Source organism: Pseudomonas sp. 3HC3 (genome assembly GCF_044904505.1).
In the GTDB taxonomy this organism is placed as follows: domain Bacteria; phylum Pseudomonadota; class Gammaproteobacteria; order Pseudomonadales; family Pseudomonadaceae; genus Aquipseudomonas; species Aquipseudomonas putida_Y.
Genome location: NZ_JADDRH010000018.1, coordinates 18,362 through 34,094 on the forward strand (window position 1 = coordinate 18,362; position 15,733 = coordinate 34,094).

Sequence of the window (15,733 nt, forward strand, 5' to 3'; positions counted from 1 at the left end):
CCTTTCATGAAAACTCAGTTGCTCGAATTCATCAGCCTCATTGGCGCCGGCTGCATGCGTGAGGCAGACATCGAGCGTATCGCCGACGAGGCCGCCCAGGCCTACGCCGACCCTGTCGCCTTCCTGGCCGCCAACCCCGACATCAACTACGACGACACTTTCCCGATTCCCTTGGGCGAATGGGTGGTGCTCGGCAGCCTGCCGGATACCGTGGTGTTCCAGGCTGACAGCTACCAGGACCTGTTCCAGCAGATCAGCGACTCGTTCGACAACAGCGTGCCGTTTACCCTCAAGCCCAAGCAGTTGGCCCGTACCGAACCACTGACTGCGCTCAACCGCATCCAGGTGCAGATGGGCGCGCTGAACAAGGAGGCGGGTGGTTATGTGCTGCTCAACTTCAGCCAGTTGCTGGATGACGAACTGCAGATGGTCATGGTGGGGCAGCAGGACCTGGCGCGGGTAATGGAGCTGGGAGCAGAGCTGGGCATCAAGGTTGAGCCGGCGCTGGAGGCTTTGAAAGTCGCCGTCCACATCTGATACCAGTAATTGCTTGTTCGCGGGCATGCCCGCTCCCTCAGGTACTCCACCGCATCAGGCCCTGTGATAACCCTGTGGGAGCGGGCGAGCCCGCGAAGAGGCCGGCTCACGAAACATCAATCTTCAGCCCAGCGCAGTGTCGAGAAACATCATCACCGCAAACCCGCCCATCAACCCCAGGGTCGCCGCTGTCTGGTGCCCATTGCGGTGGGTTTCGGGGATCACCTCGTGGCTGACCACAAAGATCATCGCCCCTGCCGCCAGCCCCATGCTGATCGGGTAGGCGAGGGCAAAGCCGGTAGAAATCCCCAGCCCGATCACCGCCCCTAGCGGCTCCATCAGACCCGACCCAATCGCCACCAACGCCGCCTTCAGGTTCGAAAGCCCCGTGGCGCGCAAGGCCAGCGCCACGGCCAGCCCTTCGGGGATGTCCTGAATGGCGATGGCACTGGTCAGCGGTAGGCCGATGTTCATGTCGCCATTGGCAAAGCTCACACCAATCGCCATGCCTTCAGGCAGGTTGTGCAGGGTTATCGCCAGCACGAACAGCCACACCCGGCTGATGCGCTCGGCTTCGGGCCCGCACGGGCCGGTGCTTTCGTGTTCATGCGGGGTGAAGCGGTCCAGGCCCAGCATCAGCAGCACACCCAAGCCCATGCCCAGCACCACGGTAAACGCGGCGGCCGGGCCGTTGCCCGTGATCTCGCGGGCAGCCTCCAGGCCCGGCAGAATCAGCGAAAACGAGCTGGCGGCCAACATCATGCCGGCAGCAAAGCCCAGCATCACGTCCTGGGTGCGCGCGTTGACATCGCGCAGCACCACTGCCAGCACCGCGCCCAGCGCAGTGGCGCCAAAGCCGGATAACCCGCCCAGCATGGCCAGGTGCAGGTTGTCGGCATGGTCGCCGTTCACCGCGTTCCAGAAACTGGCGGCCAGCAGCACGCACACCGCCAGCAGGCTCAGCCCCAGGCCGGCGCTGAGCCAGGGGGTATCGGTAACCTGCTGGCGCCAGGCTTGCAGCAGTGAGGGTGGGGCGGCGCTTTGGCTGTGGGCGGATGGCATGCGAACCTCGAATCAATGAATGCAGTCAGTCTACCGAGGGACCTGTGACATCCGCCAAGGATTCCCTTCTATTGGCGCGATAGCTGACTATGCTGTGCAGCAAAGCCTCTGGACAGGAATTCAGACATGGGATCTACCTTCAACAGCCTGGTCGGGCTGATCATTCTGGCGCTGGATATCTGGGCCATTCTCAACGTGATCAAGAGTGGCAGCGAGGTGGGCATCAAGGTGTTGTGGATCTTGTTGATCGCATTGCTGCCGGTGGTGGGGCTGGTTATCTGGGCGATTGCCGGACCGCGGGGGAATGTGCGGCTCTAGGCGCGGTACTGACATAGCCAGAAATAGGGCCGTGACAAAATTTTCACATGGGTTTAAACAGAATCCGCACCCGCATAATGCTGCGTTGGTCTAGCGCCATCGCCTCTTCGCAAACCGCAATCCTAGGACCTTCCCATTCATGGCTAACACGGACGCCTTGAAGCACCAGGGCGCGCGAACGTCGTTTTCGCCGACCCTGAAATCCCACCTGGCCTACACGCTGCTCAGCGGCCTGGTGATCATGCTGATGCTCAGCCTCGTGCGCCTGGCGCTGTTGGCCTACAACAACGACATGGTCGGCGATACCCCTTATGCGACTGTTGCCGAAGGCTTCCTCAACGGCTTGCGCTTCGACCTGCGGGTGGTGGTATACATCAGCATCCCGCTGCTGCTGGCCATGCTCAGCCCCTGGGCCATGGCCCGGCGTGGTGTGTTCCGTTTCTGGCTGACCCTCGCTTCGAGCGTGGTGATGTTCCTCGGCCTGATGGAAATGGACTTTTACCGCGAGTTCCACCAGCGCCTCAATGGCCTGGTGTTCCAGTACATCCAGGAAGACCCTAAAACCGTCATGAGCATGCTCTGGTACGGTTTCCCGGTGGTACGCTACCTGCTGGCCTGGGCCCTCGGTACCTGGCTACTGAGCCTGCTGTTCAAAGGTATCGATCGCGCTACCCGAGTCGAAGGCCTGTACCGCGTTGCCCCGTGGTACAAGCGCCTGGCGGTATTCATGGTGATCTTGCTGATGGCCGTGGTCGCTGCCCGTGGCACCCTGCGCCAGGGCCCGCCGATGCGCTGGGGTGATGCCTTTACCACTGACTCCAACTTCGTCAACCAGCTGGGCCTGAACGGTACCCTGACCCTGATCGACGCCGCCAAGAGCCGCTTCAGCGAGGACCGAGCCAACATCTGGAAGCCAGTACTGGAGCAGGACGTGGCCACGCAAAGTGTGCGTGAGCAGCTGCTGACGGCCGACGACACACTGGTCGACGCCGACGAAGCCGCTATCCGTCGCGACTTTGTGCCGCCGGCTGACCGGACCCTGCCGATCAAGAACGTGGTGGTGATCCTGATGGAAAGCTTCGCCGGCCACTCGGTAGGTGCGCTGGGCAGCCCCAACAACATCACCCCGTACTTCGACAAGCTGGCCAAAGAAGGCCTGCTGTTCGACCGCTTCTTCTCCAACGGCACCCATACCCACCAGGGTATGTTCGCCACCATGGCCTGCTTCCCCAACCTGCCAGGTTTCGAATACCTGATGCAGACCCCGGAAGGCGGCCATAAGCTGTCGGGCCTGCCGGCCCTGCTCGGCGCCCGTGACTACGACGACGTGTATGTCTACAACGGCGACTTTGCCTGGGATAACCAGTCCGGGTTCTTTGGCAACCAGGGGATGACCACCTTCATCGGCCGTAATGACTTCGTCAACCCGGTGTTCTCCGACCCGACCTGGGGTGTGTCCGACCAGGACATGTTCGACCGCGGCAACGAAGAGCTGGCCAAGCATGATGGCAAGAAGCCGATCTACGCGCTGCTGCAGACGCTGTCCAACCACACGCCGTATGCGCTGCCCAAGGACTTGCCGGTAGAGAAGGTTACCGGCCAGGGCCGTCTGGACGAGCACCTGACCGCCATGCGTTATTCGGACTGGGCGCTGGGCCAGTTCTTCGAGAAGGCGCGTAAAGAGCCTTACTTCAAGGACACCCTGTTCGTCATCGTCGGTGACCATGGCTTTGGCAACCACCAGCAGGTTACCGAGCTGGACCTGGGCCGTTTCAACGTGCCGTTGCTGCTGATTGCCCCGGGCATTCAGGAGAAGTTCGGGGCGGTGAACCACACCGTGGGTACCCAGGTTGACATCGTGCCGACCATCATGGGTCGCCTGGGCGGCAAGACGCGCCATCAGTGCTGGGGGCGCGACCTGCTCAACCTGCCTGAGGGTGACCAGGGCGTGGGCATGATCAAGCCGTCGGGCAGCGAGCAGATCGTCGGGCTGGTGCAGGGTGACCGTATCCTGATCGAGTCCAAGGACATGAGCCCGCGGATGTACCGCTACCAGCTGGGCAGCGAGTTCAAGGCCGAGCTGATCGAAAGCCCGGACCAGCCGGAAATGCTCAAGAGGCTGGAAGCGTATATCCAGACTGCGACCAAGAGCCTGCTGGATAACACCGCTGGCGCAGTGCACAGCACGCAGAAGTAAACCGGGGCCGCGTTGCGGCCCATTCGCGGGCTTGCCCGCTCCCACAGGCATTGCACAGGGTTCGAACCTTGTGCGGGTCCTGTGGGAGCGGGCAAGCCCGCGAATAGGCTCCGCACAATTTTCCCGGACTGAACATTCTCCCCGCCCCAAGGTCAGTTATTCAGGCATCACACACCTGGTGTTCGTTGACTGAGAGGGGCCGTTCAATGAAAGAGTGGGAAGTCATCTTTGCCGACCAGAAGGGCGAACCGTCCGCATTGCTGTTGCATGCCGAGCATTGCCCCAGTGAGGAGGACGCTGCGCGGGCCATCCGCTCACACCTGTTTCCGGTGATGGACGAGCTGGACCTCAACGACTTCCAGGACCGTATCATCTCCCCGACCGCTCGCTGGCTCAAAGAGCACAGTGGTGTGACCATCACCAGCATTCACGAAGCACCCTGAACCACACGTTTGCGTGGTGCCTTGGCAGGCGCTACGCTGGTGGAGGGCCTGCCTGTTCTGTGGGTTGGCGCCGCCTCAATAATTCGCGTCTTGCATCAGCTCGAACTGCCCGGCCGTTGCCGGCAGGTGCGTAGTGCACGGAAAGTCTATCCATTGCTTTATTCAGGAGGACGATTCATGAGCAGCCAGAACGACGATATCAGCAGCAACGTCCTGCGCCAGATGAAAGCAGGCGGTTTCGACTTCACCCAAATCCACCCCATCGAGTTCTATGCCGTATTCCCGGACGAAGCAGGGGCCCGTCGTGCAGCCGGGCAGTTTCGCGGGGAATCGCTCAATGCCCAGGTGAAGGAGCTGGGCGACGGTGCCTGGCACCTGGAACTGAGCAAGGTCATGTACGCCACCCATGGCGGGATTGGCGACTTTGAAGAGGCCTTCGAGCAGTTGGTGACACCGTATGGGGGTGAGGTGGAAGGGTGGGGCGTCAAGCACGAACGGCTCACGGCCTGACAGTTTTGTGTTGGCCCCTTCGCGGGTTAACCCGCGCCTACACATTGATGGATGGTGGAGACCACCTGTCGTTGTAGGACCGGGTTCACCCGCGAATACGGTGGCGGCGGCAACGATGAATGGCCAGGGGTATTGGCCAGCAGGACCGGCCCTTTCGCGGGTAAACCCGCTCCTACGACGGTCTGTGTTCAACCCCCGGTGTGTGTCCATCACCTTGTAGGGCCGGGTTCACCCGCGAAGTGGCCCTCAAGGCTTACGTGCTGCCATGTGCCCCAAATACGCCAGCAGTGCATCCAGTTCTTGCTCACTCAACACGCTTTCGGCAAACCCCGGCATCTTCGCCTGCGGCCACTGCCGCAGGCTCTGCGGGTCGCGTATCAACTTGCGCAAATAAACCGGCTGAAAATACTCGGTCGGGTTATGCGGCACATTCAAGTCCGGCCCCACCTGCCCATCTCCCGCACCGTTCAACCGGTGGCACACCAGGCAGTTCTGCTGGAACAGGGCAAAGCCCTGGCGCACCGGGCTGTCGGCCGGCAGCTTCGGGTCGGGCAGCAGTGCGGGAAACCGCTGGTCCACCGGGGCCAGCTTGCGAAGGGTGGCGATCTGGAAGGGCCACTGTTCAGGGCGGATGCCGCTGGCCTGCGGTGCAGTCCACACCAGGTAGAACGGCCCGGCACTTGGCTTGCCTTGACCCAGTGGCGGCCACGGTTTGCCTGGGTCTTCCACGGCCAACCAGGCCCGCGCCGGCCCTGGCTGCAGCAATGCCGCAGCGGGCATTTCGGCGGCAAAGCCATCCAGCGCCACGGCCTGCAGGTGATCGCTCGCGCTCACACCTTCCAGCAGCGTGGCCAGCGGCACCGCCCGATAGCGCACGGGGCGTTTGTAGGAAACGTCCTGTTCGATGCTGATATCCTGGGCCTCAGGATGGCCAAGCAGTTCGGCGCTGCTCCACTGGCGCGGTGTAGCCCCCAGTTCAAGGTGCAGTTGCGCCGCCGACAATGGCAGGCTCAGGAGCAACGCTAGCAAGGCAAGGCAGTGGCGCATAGGCAATCTCCGACCATCAAGGCCAGCAGGTTACCTGTGCGTTGCCCCTTGGCGCCACCGCCGCCGTCAGCCAAACAAACGTGTAAGGTTCGGCAAGATCAATAGCAATGTGGTGGCGAATAGAATGAGCCCAGCTTGGCGAATTTTCGATTGTCTGAACATGGCGGACCGCCTTCTTGTTGTTATTCCTGAATACCCGTTGGCTTCCTTGTCGCGTTTCGGGTCGATCACAGTGGCGCTGCGTGGCGCCTGACTGCTTGCCTCTTGAAAGTGGATATACATCCAACAGTAGGGTGTGCGTTATCCATGCTTGAGAACCCTTTGTTCTAAATGCTTGGTAAAAACATTTCTTTTGGCTATGAGGCCAAGTGCCAGCCAGCTGGCATGCTCTATCTAGACACTGGCGCAAGTGCCACGCACGCACCGACGAAATGTGACCGTTCGTCAGCGCAGCCTACTTGCTTGTACGTGCCTTTCGCGGCAGTCTCTACAGCAGATTCCCACCCATGTCGTTCAGGACTACCCCTATGTCGTTACGCATCTGCATCCTTGAAACCGATGTCCTGCGACCGGAGTTGACGGCGCAATACCAGGGCTACGGCAGGATGTTCGAGCAGCTCTTCTCGCGTCAGCCGATTGCCGCCGAATTTTGTGTGTACAACGTGATGCACGGCGACTATCCCGCCGACAGTGAAAAGTTCGATGCCTATCTTGTGACGGGCAGCAAGGCCGATTCGTTCGGTACCGATCCGTGGATCCAGACCCTCAAGGCCTACCTGCTCAAACTGTACGAGCGCGGTGAGAAGCTGCTGGGCGTGTGTTTTGGCCACCAGTTGCTGGCCTTGACCCTGGGTGGCAAGGCCGAGCGGGCCGAGCAAGGCTGGGGCGTGGGTATCCACCGCTACTCGTTGGCGGCGCATGCGCCGTGGATGGACCCGGAGGTGTCGGAGCTGACCTTGCTGATCAGTCACCAGGACCAGGTGACCGAACTGCCGGAAGGCGCCACGGTGATCGCCTCCAGCGATTTCTGCCCGAATGCGGCGTACCACATTCGCGACCAGGTGCTGTGCTTCCAGGGCCACCCGGAGTTCGTGCACGACTACTCCCGCGCACTGCTCGATGCGCGCCAGGAATACTTGGGTGACGAGGTGTACCACAAGGCCATAGCCAGCCTGGCCACCGAGCACCAGGGCGATCTGGTAGGGGAGTGGATGTTGCGGTTTATCCAGCAGCCATCAAAGGCCAGCGACAGCGCCGCGTAATCGGTGACAACCCTTCGCGGGCACGCCCGCCACCACAGGTGATGCACAACTTCCAGCATTGTGCGCAACCTGTGGGAGCGGGCGCGCCCGCGAAGAGGCCATCAAAGCCAACCCGATTTCTTGAAGCTGGCATACAACCCGGCACACCCCGTCGCAATCACCCCCAGTACCGCGAAGTAGCCGTAGTGCCAGCTCAGCTCTGGCATGTTCTGGAAGTTCATGCCGTACACCCCGGCAATCGCCGTAGGGAACGCCAGAATCGCCGCCCAGGCCGCGAATTTGCGCTGCACGATGCTTTGCCGTGACGACTCCAGCAGCATGCCGATCTCGATGGTCTGGCTGGCAATGTCACGGATCCCGGCCAAGTCTTCCATCTGCCGTGTCACGTGAATCTGCACATCACGAAAATACGGACGCATGTTCTTGTCGATGAACGGGAAGCTCAGGCGCTGCAGTTCTTCGCTCACTTCAACCATGGGCGCCACGTAGCGGCGCAGGCGCAGGATGTCGCGGCGCAGGCTGTGCAGGCGGCGGATGTCGTCTTCTTGCAGCGAGCCGCCCAGTACGCTTTCCTCCAGCTCTTCGATCTCGCCATGAATGGCCTCGCTGACCGGCTGGTAGTTCTCGGTGACGAAGTCGAGCAGGGCGTACAGCACGAAGTCTTCGCCATGTTCCAGCAGCAGGGGCCGAGCCTCGCAGCGCTGGCGGACCATGGCGTAGGATTTGGAGTGGCCGTTGCGGCAGGTGATGATGTAGCCGTTGCCCGCGAAGATATGGGTTTCGATGAATTCCAGCTTGCCTTCGTGGCGCACGGGCGAGTAGGTGACGATGAACAACGCGTCACCGAAGGTTTCCAGCTTGGGCCGGCTGTGTTTCTCCAGGGCATCTTCGATGGCCAGTTCGTGCAGGTTGAACTGGGACTGCAGGTTGGCCAGTTCCTCGGCATTGGGCTCTTCCAGGCCGATCCACACGAAATGCCCCGGCTTGCGCGCCCACTCGCTGCCTTCGTCGATGCTGATGTTGGTGACCTTTCTGCCGGCGCTGTACACCGCCGATGCCACGACTCGACCCATGGTTGTCCGCTTATTCGGTTGAACACGGATACAGCTTGGGCTGTACCCGGCGCCAGAGCAACCCGGATCAGGCCAGTTCTTTTTCCATGCGGTCAATGCACTGCTGCATTTGCCCCCGGCACTGCTCGATCAGCGCTGGCAGATCCTGCGGCGTCATGCCCGTCGTGGCAATGGGCGGCAGCGAGCGCACAATCACCGTGCGCTGGCGCCAGCTGTTCAGGCTCAGGCGCCTGGCATAGCGGCTGACGCAGACCGGCACGATCGGCACACCGGCCTCGATGGCCATGTGAAATGCGCCTTTCTTGAACGCCAGCAAATGCTCGCCGGCATTGCGGGTGCCTTCGGGGAAAATCCAGATCGAGGTGTCGTCCTGCAGAACCCGGGTGGTCTTCTGTATGGCCTTGCGCGCCTGGTAGGCATTCTTGCGATCGACCAGCACGTTGCCGCCCAGCCAGAACAGTTGGCCGAACAGCGGGATCCAGCCCAGGCTCTTCTTGCCGATGGCGACGGTGCGTTGTGGCACCACTTGGCCCAGCACGAACAGGTCGAAGTTGGACTGGTGGTTGGCCACGATCACACAGCCGGGCGGGTGGTCCCACAATGGGCCGACTTCAGCCTTGACCTTGATGCGCATCAGCCAAGTGGCCGGCAAGCTGTAGAGCCGGGCGAAAACGCGGCTGTTGTCAGGGTTGAAGGGGCGGCACAGACCAATGATCAGGCCCACGACGCCAACGGCAAGAAAATGCAGCCCCAGCAGGAACATGCGCAATGAATAAAGCATGGTACGACTCACACCAGACAGTCGCCGGGCAGTGTACGGGTGTGCACTGGTTGGGGCAAACCTTGGTGCAGGCCTGTTCCGGCCCTTTCGCGGGCAAGCCCGCTCCTGCACAGGTTGCGTATGCCCGTTGAATTGCGGATTTCCCCGCGTAGAGGGCGGATGTGCAGGCGCGGGCTTGCCCGCGAAAGGGGCCGTGCGGCTAGCCCATATGCTGTTGGTCCAGCTCGATCGCCTTGTCCAGTGCCTCCAGCAGCCCTTTGCGCACTTTCAGTTTGGTGTTCTTGTGCGCCAGCATGTTCAGCTTCTTCAGCTCCCGCGCCGCGGTCATTGCCGCTTCCTGCAACTGCTCGGCCGGCACGACCTTGTCGAGGAAGCCGGCATCCACTGCACCCTGCGGGTCAAACACTTCGGCGTTGATCACCGAGCGGTGGAAGGCCGAGCGTCGCAGGCGGTCGCGGGCCAGTTCAATACCGGCGTGGTGCATGGTCATGCCGATTTGCACTTCGTTCAGGCATACCTTGTACGGCCCTTCGACACCAATGCGGTAGTCGGCCGACAGCAGCAGGAAAGCGCCCTTGGCCACGGCATTGCCGGGGCAGGCGACCACCACCGGGAACGGGTGCGACAGCAGCCGGCGGGCGAGGGTGGAACCGGCGGTGACCAGGCTGATGGCCTCTTTGGGGCCGCTGGTCATCACCTTGAGGTCGTAACCGCCCGACAGAATGCCCGGCTGCCCGGTAATGATCACCACGGCACGCGCTTCGGTAGCGCGGTCCAGCGCTGCATTGAAGGCAGTGATGACGTCCGGCGAGATGGCATTGACCTTGCCGTTGTTCAGGGTAAGGGTGGCGATGCCGTCTTCGGCGTGGTAGGTAATCAGCTCGCTCATGGCAGAGTCCTTTTGTTGGCGTGGCGACGACGTTACCCAGCGTCAGGGGCGAGGTAAAGCAGCAAGGCTGACCGGTCGGTCAGCGCTCACGGCAGCCCAAGTGCAAATACATGAAAAAATTGAAAAAAATGCTTGCCAAAGGGAAAGTCTTTCACTAAATTAGCGCACCTCGACGGGCCGCAAGGCTTGAAGAGAAACGGTGAAGTGTCCGAGTGGTCGAAGGAGCACGCCTGGAAAGTGTGTATACGAGAAATCGTATCAAGGGTTCAAATCCCTTCTTCACCGCCACATTCTACGAAGAGCCCCCGCGCTGAAAAGCACGGGGGCTTTTTGTTTTCAGGGCCATTGGGGCTGCTGCGCAGCCCATCGCGACACAAGGCCGCTCCCACAGGCGTACCCGATTTCCTGTGGGGGCGGCCCCGGCAATCTAGAAGCTGATCGAAGCCGACAGCCGAGCGGTACGCGGTGCCCCCTGGAACAGGTAGTTGTCCCCCAGGTAATCCCCCACATCGCGCCAGTAACGCTTGTCGAACACATTATCCACCGTCAGCCGCAGCACCGTGTCATACCCGCCGACCCGCGTACGGTAACGGCTACCCAGATCGAACACGGTGTACCCGCCAACCTCCACATTGCCCGCCTGGCTCGCATACTTGCTGGCGCTGTACCGCGCCCCTCCCAGCAGCGCCAGCCCCGGAACCGGCAGGGTATATTCCGCATGCAGCGCCGCCCGGAATTTAGGCACGTTGATCGCCTGGTGCCCTTCATAGGCTTCGGTACCGCTGTTCTGCACCCGTGCCCGGATGGCTGCCGCACTGGCCTGTACCTGCAGCTTCGGGGTCACCCAGCCGCTGGCGCCCAGTTCCAGGCCGGTATTTTTCTGCTGGCCTTGCTGCACGTAGGTGAAGTTGCCGGTGCCGTCCGGGCGCGCGTACTGGTAAGCCTGGCGGATCTGGAACAGTGCGGCGCTCAGGCTCAGGCCTTGCCAGTCGTGCTTGAGGCCCAGTTCCAGTTGGCGGGAGGTGGTGGGCGCAAGGATTTCAGCTGCATTGCTGGCGAACCAAGGGGCCGTGCCTCCGGCGGACAGGCCTTTGGCGTAGCTGGCGTATACCGTGGTGTTCGGCTGCGGCTTGTAGATAAGCGCAGCGTTGGGCAGCAGCTCGTATTGACGTGTGTGGCGCCCGGCAACGCCGTTCTCGTCCCAGGTCTTTTCATCCAGGCGCACTTCACGGGCGCCCAGCACGGTCTGCCATTGCTCGTTGAAGCTGATGCGGTCGCTGATGAACAAGCCGTACTGGCGGCTGTCCAGTCGACGTTCGCTGGCGCCTACGGGTTTGTCGGACGGGGCGAATGCAGGGGCGCCGGTGTTGATGTTGCCGGTACCAAGCCACTCGTTGTAGTACGGGCGCTGATCCAGTGTACGCCGTTGCGCACTGGTACCCACGGTCAGCTCATGCCCCACGCCCAAGGCATCGAAGTGCCCATTGAGCATGGCCTGTGCTTCGTCGGTACGACGGGTATCGTCGGGGCTGCGAAAGTCATAGATGTCGTAGTCACCATTGCTGCCGAAAAACGCCCCCTCGCTCGAACCCCAGGCGAACGCGCTGTAGTCGTCGATCACCACTTTGCTGCGGGAGGCGCTCAAGGTGCCGGTCCAGGTATCGTTGAAGCGGTATTCGAAGCGCCCGCCCAGGTTCAGCGAGTCGTTCTGCACAGGCTTTGCCCAATGCTGGTAGGCCAGGCGGTCTTCCGGGTCGATGCCGTGGGGCACTTCAGTGCCTCCGAGCAGCTGGTAACCCGGCACCGACGCCTGTTCGCGGTGCTGGTACTCGGCATCCAGCTGCAGGGTGGCATCCGGGCTGATCTGCCAGTCGAACGCCAGCGAGGCGAAGTCGCGCTTGCCGTCAGCGTGGTCGACGTAGGCGCGGATGTCTTCATGGGCCAGGTTGGCGCGCAGGCCGAACTGCTTTTCGCTGCCGAACCAGCCGCCAAGGTCGGTGGCCAGATAGCGTTCGCCCTGTTCGTTGGTCGACACCGTGACACTGCGTATGTCTTCGGCGCGCTTGGTCACATAGTTGACCAGGCCGCCCGGCTCCGACACGCCACTCTGCAGCCCGGACAGACCCTTGAGCAGTTCCACCTGCTGCTTGTTCTCCAGGGCTACGTTCTGCTCCCCGGCAATGGTCTGGCCATTGATGCGATAGCTACTGGCGGCGTTCAGCTCGAAGCCGCGCACATTGAAGTTTTCGTAGTAGCCGATGGGCGCATAGCTTTCGCCGACTGACGCATCGCTTTGCAACACTTCGCTGAGCGTGCGTACCTGGCGGTCTTCCAGCAGTTGCTGGCTGAATACGCTGACAGAGGCGGGGGTGTCGAGCAGCGGCGCGGGCTGGAAACCGCCCACAGCCGCCTGGCGTGCCTGGTAGCCATCACTGGCGAAGGTGTCGGAGACCTGCAAGGGGGCAAGCACCACGCTGTCTTCGGCAAGCACAGACGGGCACTGCAGGGCCAGGCCCAGGCTGAGCAGGCTCAGGGGCAGGCGGGGGTGATGCGGGGGCATGCGATGGGGCTCCTGGATGCGCGATACCTGTGCCGGCCCTTTCGCGGGTAAACCCGCTCCTACACCGGTTGGCGATACACCGGGTGGTGAAACACCGATTGGTGATGCACCGGGTGGCGATACCCCAGGTGGTGATATCCCTGTAGGAGCGGGTTTACCCGCGAAGAGGCCGGCACAGGCCATGAAAAAGGCGGCATCTTACCAGCCGCCTTCCCCATAAAACGATCAGGGCCCCGTGATAATCAGCCTGTCCTGATCGGCCGCTTGTGCTGCCGCCAGTTGTCATCGATCTTCGACCAGGTCTTGCCATCGGTAATGGCCATCAGCTTGCGTCCATCCTTGAAGGTGGCCAGGAAGGTCGCTTCTTCTTCCTTGCCACCCAGCCACAGCCCGGCCAGCAGCCCCACTGGCCCTGCCACAAGGGCGCCGGCCACGCCCCAGCCCAAGGCGCTGCCCAGGCTGCGGTTGGTTTCCAGGCTGGCCAGCCGCAAGTCGCTGATGCGTGCCAGGGAAATCCGTTCACCGGGTGAGGGGCTGCGCGCGGTCTTGAGTGTGAGCGATCCATTGCGATACTCGCCTTCACCTTGCAAGAAATCGCCGGATTGCACCGTGAGTCTTGTCATAAAGTCATCCTGTCAGGGAAAGGGCATTTTCCAGCGCTTACTGAGCGCTGCCCCGGCAGGCAAGTCAACGGCATTGCGACGGAGGGTAGTGCGGTACTTTGTCGCCGTGGCTAATGGCCTCTTCGCGGGCACGCCCGCAGGTGTATCACTGCCCTGAGGTTTGTGAGGCACCTGTGGGAGCGGGCGTGCCCGCGAAGAATCCAGTGGTCATTTATCAGGCCACCTGCAAGGTGTTCTTGCGCTTACGCTCGGCCAGGCCCCACACCAGCAATCCCAGCCCGCCAATCACCAGCCCGGCCACCACAATCCCCATCCAGCCCTGGCGCTGGAACAGCTGTGTGCCCAGCAACGACCCAAGCGCCCCGCCAATGAAGTAGCAGGTGATATAACCGGCATTCAGCCGCGTACGTGCCTCGGGCCTCAGGGCGATCACCGCGTTCTGGTTGCTCACATGCACCAGCTGTACCGCCAGGTCGAGCATCAGCACGCCCAGCAGCAAGGCGAGCAGCGACTGTTCGGCAAACCCCAGCGGCACCCACGACAGCAGCAATACCACCAGGCCCACGGTGGTGCCCAGCGACCCCTTGCCACGGTCCGCCAGGCGCCCGGCCCAGTTGGCCGACAACGCACCCGCCGCACCGGCCAGGCCGAACAGGCCGATCACTGCATCCGAATAGTGGTAGGGGCCTTTCGCCAGCAGAAACGCCAGGGGTGTCCAGAACAGGGCGAACAGGCTGAATGCCAACAGACCGAGCAGCGAGCGCAGGCGCAGCACGGGTTCTTCGATGAACAGGCGGAACACGGAGCCGATCAGTGCAGGGTATTTCAGCCCGGCGTGGCTGTGGTGCTGCGGCAGGCTGCGGTATAGCGCCAGCGCGGTCAGTGCCATCAGCACGGCGGCCAGCACGTAGATACTGCGCCAGCCACCCAGCTCGGCCATGAAGCCGGCAGCAGTACGCGCCAGCAGGATGCCCAGCAGCAGGCCGCTCATCAGCGTGCCGATCGCGCGCCCACGCTGATGCGGCTCGCTCAGGGTCGCTGCCATCGGCACGAGGATCTGTGCCACCACCGAGAACAGCCCGGTCAGCGCCGTGCCGAGCAGCAGCCAGGGCAGGCTGGGTGCACAGGCGCTGATGACCAGGCCCAGGGTGGAGACAACGGTCATCACGGTAATCAGCCGGCGCTGCTCGAACAGGTCGCCCAGCGGTGCCAGCAGCAACAGGCCGGCGCCATAGCTGAGTTGCGCGGCAATCACGATGCTGCCGGCACTGGCGGTGCTCAAGCCAAATTGCTGGGCGATGCTGTGCAACAGCGGTTGGGCGTAGTAGTTGCTGGCCACGGCCAGGCCTGTGGCGGTAGCCATCAGCAGGATCAGGGCGCGGCTGAGAGTGGGGGTGTGCATGCAATTCTCGTGGGGGCAGTCGTGTGTGGTGATGATTATCAGCAAGTGTCTGGCATGACACCAATGTATAGTTTTCAACCTATTCATCTTGAAAGCAGATAGATCGATGAACCTCAAGCAGCTCGAATATGCCCTTGCCGTGGCCGACACCGGCAGTTTTACCCGTGCGGCGGAGCGCTGCCATGTGGTGCAGTCGGCCCTTAGCCATCAGGTGGCGCGGCTGGAGGCGCAGCTGGGGGTGAGCCTGTTCGAGCGTAGTTCGCGACGGGTGCGCCTGACACCTGCGGGGGAAGCTTTTGTGCTCAGTGCACGGCCAGCGGTGGAGGCGGCCCGGCGCATTGCCGATGACGTTGCGGCGGCCTGCGGCCAGGTGCGCGGGCGGCTGGCGATTGGTGAAATCAGTTCGCTCACCGCGCTGGACCTGGTCGACCTGTTGGCGGTATTCCACGGTCGTTATCCGGATGTGGATGTGCGCTGGCTCACGGCCAAGAGCGAATCGCTGATCGCTGATGTGCTCGAGCGGCGCCTGGACGTGGGCTTTATCGGGCTGTGGCAGGGCGAGGAGGTGCAGGGGGTGCAGCATCGGTTGCTGGCGAGGGAAGAACTGGTGGCTGTGTTGCCGTTGGCGCACCGCCTGGCGGGCAGGGCACAGCTGGCGCTGGCTGACCTGGCAGGCGAAGTGTTGGTGGATTTCCCCGAAGGCACCGGGGCGCGACGACAAACCGACGAGGCGTTTCAGGCGGTGGGGTTGCAGCGCAGGGTGCAGTTCGAGATCGGGCATGTTCGCCTGGTGGAGAAATTTGTGCAGCGGGGCATGGCCGTCGGCCTGGTGCCTGAGCGGGTAGCTCAGGGCATCGAAGGGGTGGCAATAGCGCGGCTGGTGGATGCGCCGGTGCGGCACTTGTATGCGGTGTGGTCGTCCAGCCCCACACCGGCTGCCCGGGCTTTTCTGGACGTAATGGAACAGTGCCTGAGGGCCAAGAAAGGCTAAGCCTGTGCCGGCGCTGTCGCGGCACAGGCAACCCTTCA

Annotated in this window: 15 protein-coding genes and 1 tRNA gene; 8 read left to right on the plus strand and 8 right to left on the minus strand. The window is 62.3% G+C overall.

Going from position 1 to position 15,733, the window contains the following annotated elements; genetic code table 11:
- Positions 1-6: 6 nt before the first annotated feature.
- Complete coding sequence (locus INQ47_RS20200) at positions 7-537, plus strand: hypothetical protein (protein WP_028698247.1); 531 nt, start codon at positions 7-9, stop codon at positions 535-537.
- A gap of 123 nt (positions 538-660) precedes the next feature.
- On the opposite strand, the gene INQ47_RS20205 is transcribed toward INQ47_RS20200, so the two are convergent.
- A complete protein-coding gene (locus tag INQ47_RS20205; protein ID WP_404702430.1) occupies positions 661-1,599 on the minus strand; it encodes a ZIP family metal transporter in 939 nt (312 codons plus the stop codon).
- A 126-nt stretch (positions 1,600-1,725) separates the two neighbouring features.
- On the opposite strand from INQ47_RS20205, the gene INQ47_RS20210 reads away from it, so the two are divergent.
- The 4 genes from INQ47_RS20210 (at position 1,726) to INQ47_RS20225 (ending at position 5,067) form a co-directional block, all read left to right on the plus strand.
- Positions 1,726-1,917 (plus strand): PLDc N-terminal domain-containing protein, encoded by a 192-nt coding sequence (locus INQ47_RS20210; protein WP_003252818.1) that lies wholly within the window; start codon positions 1,726-1,728, stop codon positions 1,915-1,917.
- A 139-nt stretch (positions 1,918-2,056) separates the two neighbouring features.
- Complete coding sequence (locus INQ47_RS20215; RefSeq protein ID WP_252461589.1) at positions 2,057-4,114, plus strand: LTA synthase family protein; 2,058 nt, start codon at positions 2,057-2,059, stop codon at positions 4,112-4,114.
- Between the two features lie 206 nt (positions 4,115-4,320).
- Complete coding sequence (locus tag INQ47_RS20220; protein ID WP_021783096.1) at positions 4,321-4,557, plus strand: hypothetical protein; 237 nt, start codon at positions 4,321-4,323, stop codon at positions 4,555-4,557.
- A gap of 177 nt (positions 4,558-4,734) precedes the next feature.
- Positions 4,735-5,067 (plus strand): ribonuclease E inhibitor RraB, encoded by a 333-nt coding sequence (locus tag INQ47_RS20225; RefSeq protein WP_003252824.1) that lies wholly within the window; start codon positions 4,735-4,737, stop codon positions 5,065-5,067.
- Between the two features lie 246 nt (positions 5,068-5,313).
- Here the strand turns inward: INQ47_RS20225 and INQ47_RS20230 are convergent, their stop codons facing one another.
- Positions 5,314-6,114: a c-type cytochrome gene (locus INQ47_RS20230; protein WP_404702431.1), complete on the minus strand. Its 801-nt coding sequence runs from the start codon at positions 6,112-6,114 to the stop codon at positions 5,314-5,316.
- Between the two features lie 527 nt (positions 6,115-6,641).
- Between INQ47_RS20230 and INQ47_RS20235 the strand changes: the two genes are divergently transcribed.
- On the plus strand, positions 6,642-7,376 hold the full coding sequence (locus INQ47_RS20235; RefSeq protein ID WP_084852264.1) for an amidotransferase: 735 nt from the start codon (positions 6,642-6,644) through the stop codon (positions 7,374-7,376).
- Positions 7,377-7,477: 101 nt separating this feature from the next.
- On the opposite strand, the gene INQ47_RS20240 is transcribed toward INQ47_RS20235, so the two are convergent.
- From INQ47_RS20240 to INQ47_RS20250, 3 genes are all read right to left on the minus strand, one after another.
- Complete coding sequence (locus tag INQ47_RS20240; protein WP_084852262.1) at positions 7,478-8,449, minus strand: magnesium and cobalt transport protein CorA; 972 nt, start codon at positions 8,447-8,449, stop codon at positions 7,478-7,480.
- A gap of 67 nt (positions 8,450-8,516) precedes the next feature.
- Entirely contained in the window at positions 8,517-9,230 is a 714-nt protein-coding gene (locus INQ47_RS20245; protein WP_021783099.1) for a 1-acyl-sn-glycerol-3-phosphate acyltransferase, read from the minus strand.
- Between the two features lie 199 nt (positions 9,231-9,429).
- Positions 9,430-10,119 (minus strand): crotonase/enoyl-CoA hydratase family protein, encoded by a 690-nt coding sequence (locus INQ47_RS20250; RefSeq protein WP_021783100.1) that lies wholly within the window; start codon positions 10,117-10,119, stop codon positions 9,430-9,432.
- A 198-nt stretch (positions 10,120-10,317) separates the two neighbouring features.
- Between INQ47_RS20250 and INQ47_RS20255 the strand changes: the two genes are divergently transcribed.
- A tRNA-Ser gene (locus INQ47_RS20255) sits at positions 10,318-10,407 on the plus strand.
- Between the two features lie 139 nt (positions 10,408-10,546).
- On the opposite strand, the gene INQ47_RS20260 is transcribed toward INQ47_RS20255, so the two are convergent.
- The 3 genes from INQ47_RS20260 to INQ47_RS20270 form a co-directional block, all read right to left on the minus strand.
- Positions 10,547-12,679 (minus strand): TonB-dependent siderophore receptor, encoded by a 2,133-nt coding sequence (locus INQ47_RS20260; protein WP_404702432.1) that lies wholly within the window; start codon positions 12,677-12,679, stop codon positions 10,547-10,549.
- Positions 12,680-12,921: 242 nt separating this feature from the next.
- On the minus strand, positions 12,922-13,302 hold the full coding sequence (locus INQ47_RS20265; RefSeq protein WP_012053335.1) for a hypothetical protein: 381 nt from the start codon (positions 13,300-13,302) through the stop codon (positions 12,922-12,924).
- 214 nt (positions 13,303-13,516) lie between these two features.
- Positions 13,517-14,704 carry an MFS transporter gene (locus tag INQ47_RS20270; protein ID WP_084852258.1) on the minus strand — a complete coding sequence of 396 codons (1,188 nt, stop codon included), beginning with the start codon at positions 14,702-14,704 and terminating at the stop codon, positions 13,517-13,519.
- 106 nt (positions 14,705-14,810) lie between these two features.
- On the opposite strand from INQ47_RS20270, the gene INQ47_RS20275 reads away from it, so the two are divergent.
- Positions 14,811-15,695 carry a LysR family transcriptional regulator gene (locus tag INQ47_RS20275; RefSeq protein ID WP_404702433.1) on the plus strand — a complete coding sequence of 295 codons (885 nt, stop codon included), beginning with the start codon at positions 14,811-14,813 and terminating at the stop codon, positions 15,693-15,695.
- Positions 15,696-15,733: the final 38 nt, after the last annotated feature.

What these genes read in the sequence shown, in the direction of transcription:
- INQ47_RS20200 (WP_028698247.1), top strand. Translation starts at nt 7, where the DNA reads ATGAAAACTCAGTTGCTCGAATTCATCAGCCTCATTGGCGCCGGCTGC.
- INQ47_RS20205 (WP_404702430.1), bottom strand. Translation starts at nt 1,599, where the DNA reads ATGCCATCCGCCCACAGCCAAAGCGCCGCCCCACCCTCACTGCTGCAA.
- INQ47_RS20210 (WP_003252818.1), top strand. Translation starts at nt 1,726, where the DNA reads ATGGGATCTACCTTCAACAGCCTGGTCGGGCTGATCATTCTGGCGCTG.
- INQ47_RS20215 (WP_252461589.1), top strand. Translation starts at nt 2,057, where the DNA reads ATGGCTAACACGGACGCCTTGAAGCACCAGGGCGCGCGAACGTCGTTT.
- INQ47_RS20220 (WP_021783096.1), top strand. Translation starts at nt 4,321, where the DNA reads ATGAAAGAGTGGGAAGTCATCTTTGCCGACCAGAAGGGCGAACCGTCC.
- INQ47_RS20225 (WP_003252824.1), top strand. Translation starts at nt 4,735, where the DNA reads ATGAGCAGCCAGAACGACGATATCAGCAGCAACGTCCTGCGCCAGATG.
- INQ47_RS20230 (WP_404702431.1), bottom strand. Translation starts at nt 6,114, where the DNA reads ATGCGCCACTGCCTTGCCTTGCTAGCGTTGCTCCTGAGCCTGCCATTG.
- INQ47_RS20235 (WP_084852264.1), top strand. Translation starts at nt 6,642, where the DNA reads ATGTCGTTACGCATCTGCATCCTTGAAACCGATGTCCTGCGACCGGAG.
- INQ47_RS20240 (WP_084852262.1), bottom strand. Translation starts at nt 8,449, where the DNA reads ATGGGTCGAGTCGTGGCATCGGCGGTGTACAGCGCCGGCAGAAAGGTC.
- INQ47_RS20245 (WP_021783099.1), bottom strand. Translation starts at nt 9,230, where the DNA reads ATGCTTTATTCATTGCGCATGTTCCTGCTGGGGCTGCATTTTCTTGCC.
- INQ47_RS20250 (WP_021783100.1), bottom strand. Translation starts at nt 10,119, where the DNA reads ATGAGCGAGCTGATTACCTACCACGCCGAAGACGGCATCGCCACCCTT.
- INQ47_RS20260 (WP_404702432.1), bottom strand. Translation starts at nt 12,679, where the DNA reads ATGCCCCCGCATCACCCCCGCCTGCCCCTGAGCCTGCTCAGCCTGGGC.
- INQ47_RS20265 (WP_012053335.1), bottom strand. Translation starts at nt 13,302, where the DNA reads ATGACAAGACTCACGGTGCAATCCGGCGATTTCTTGCAAGGTGAAGGC.
- INQ47_RS20270 (WP_084852258.1), bottom strand. Translation starts at nt 14,704, where the DNA reads ATGCACACCCCCACTCTCAGCCGCGCCCTGATCCTGCTGATGGCTACC.
- INQ47_RS20275 (WP_404702433.1), top strand. Translation starts at nt 14,811, where the DNA reads ATGAACCTCAAGCAGCTCGAATATGCCCTTGCCGTGGCCGACACCGGC.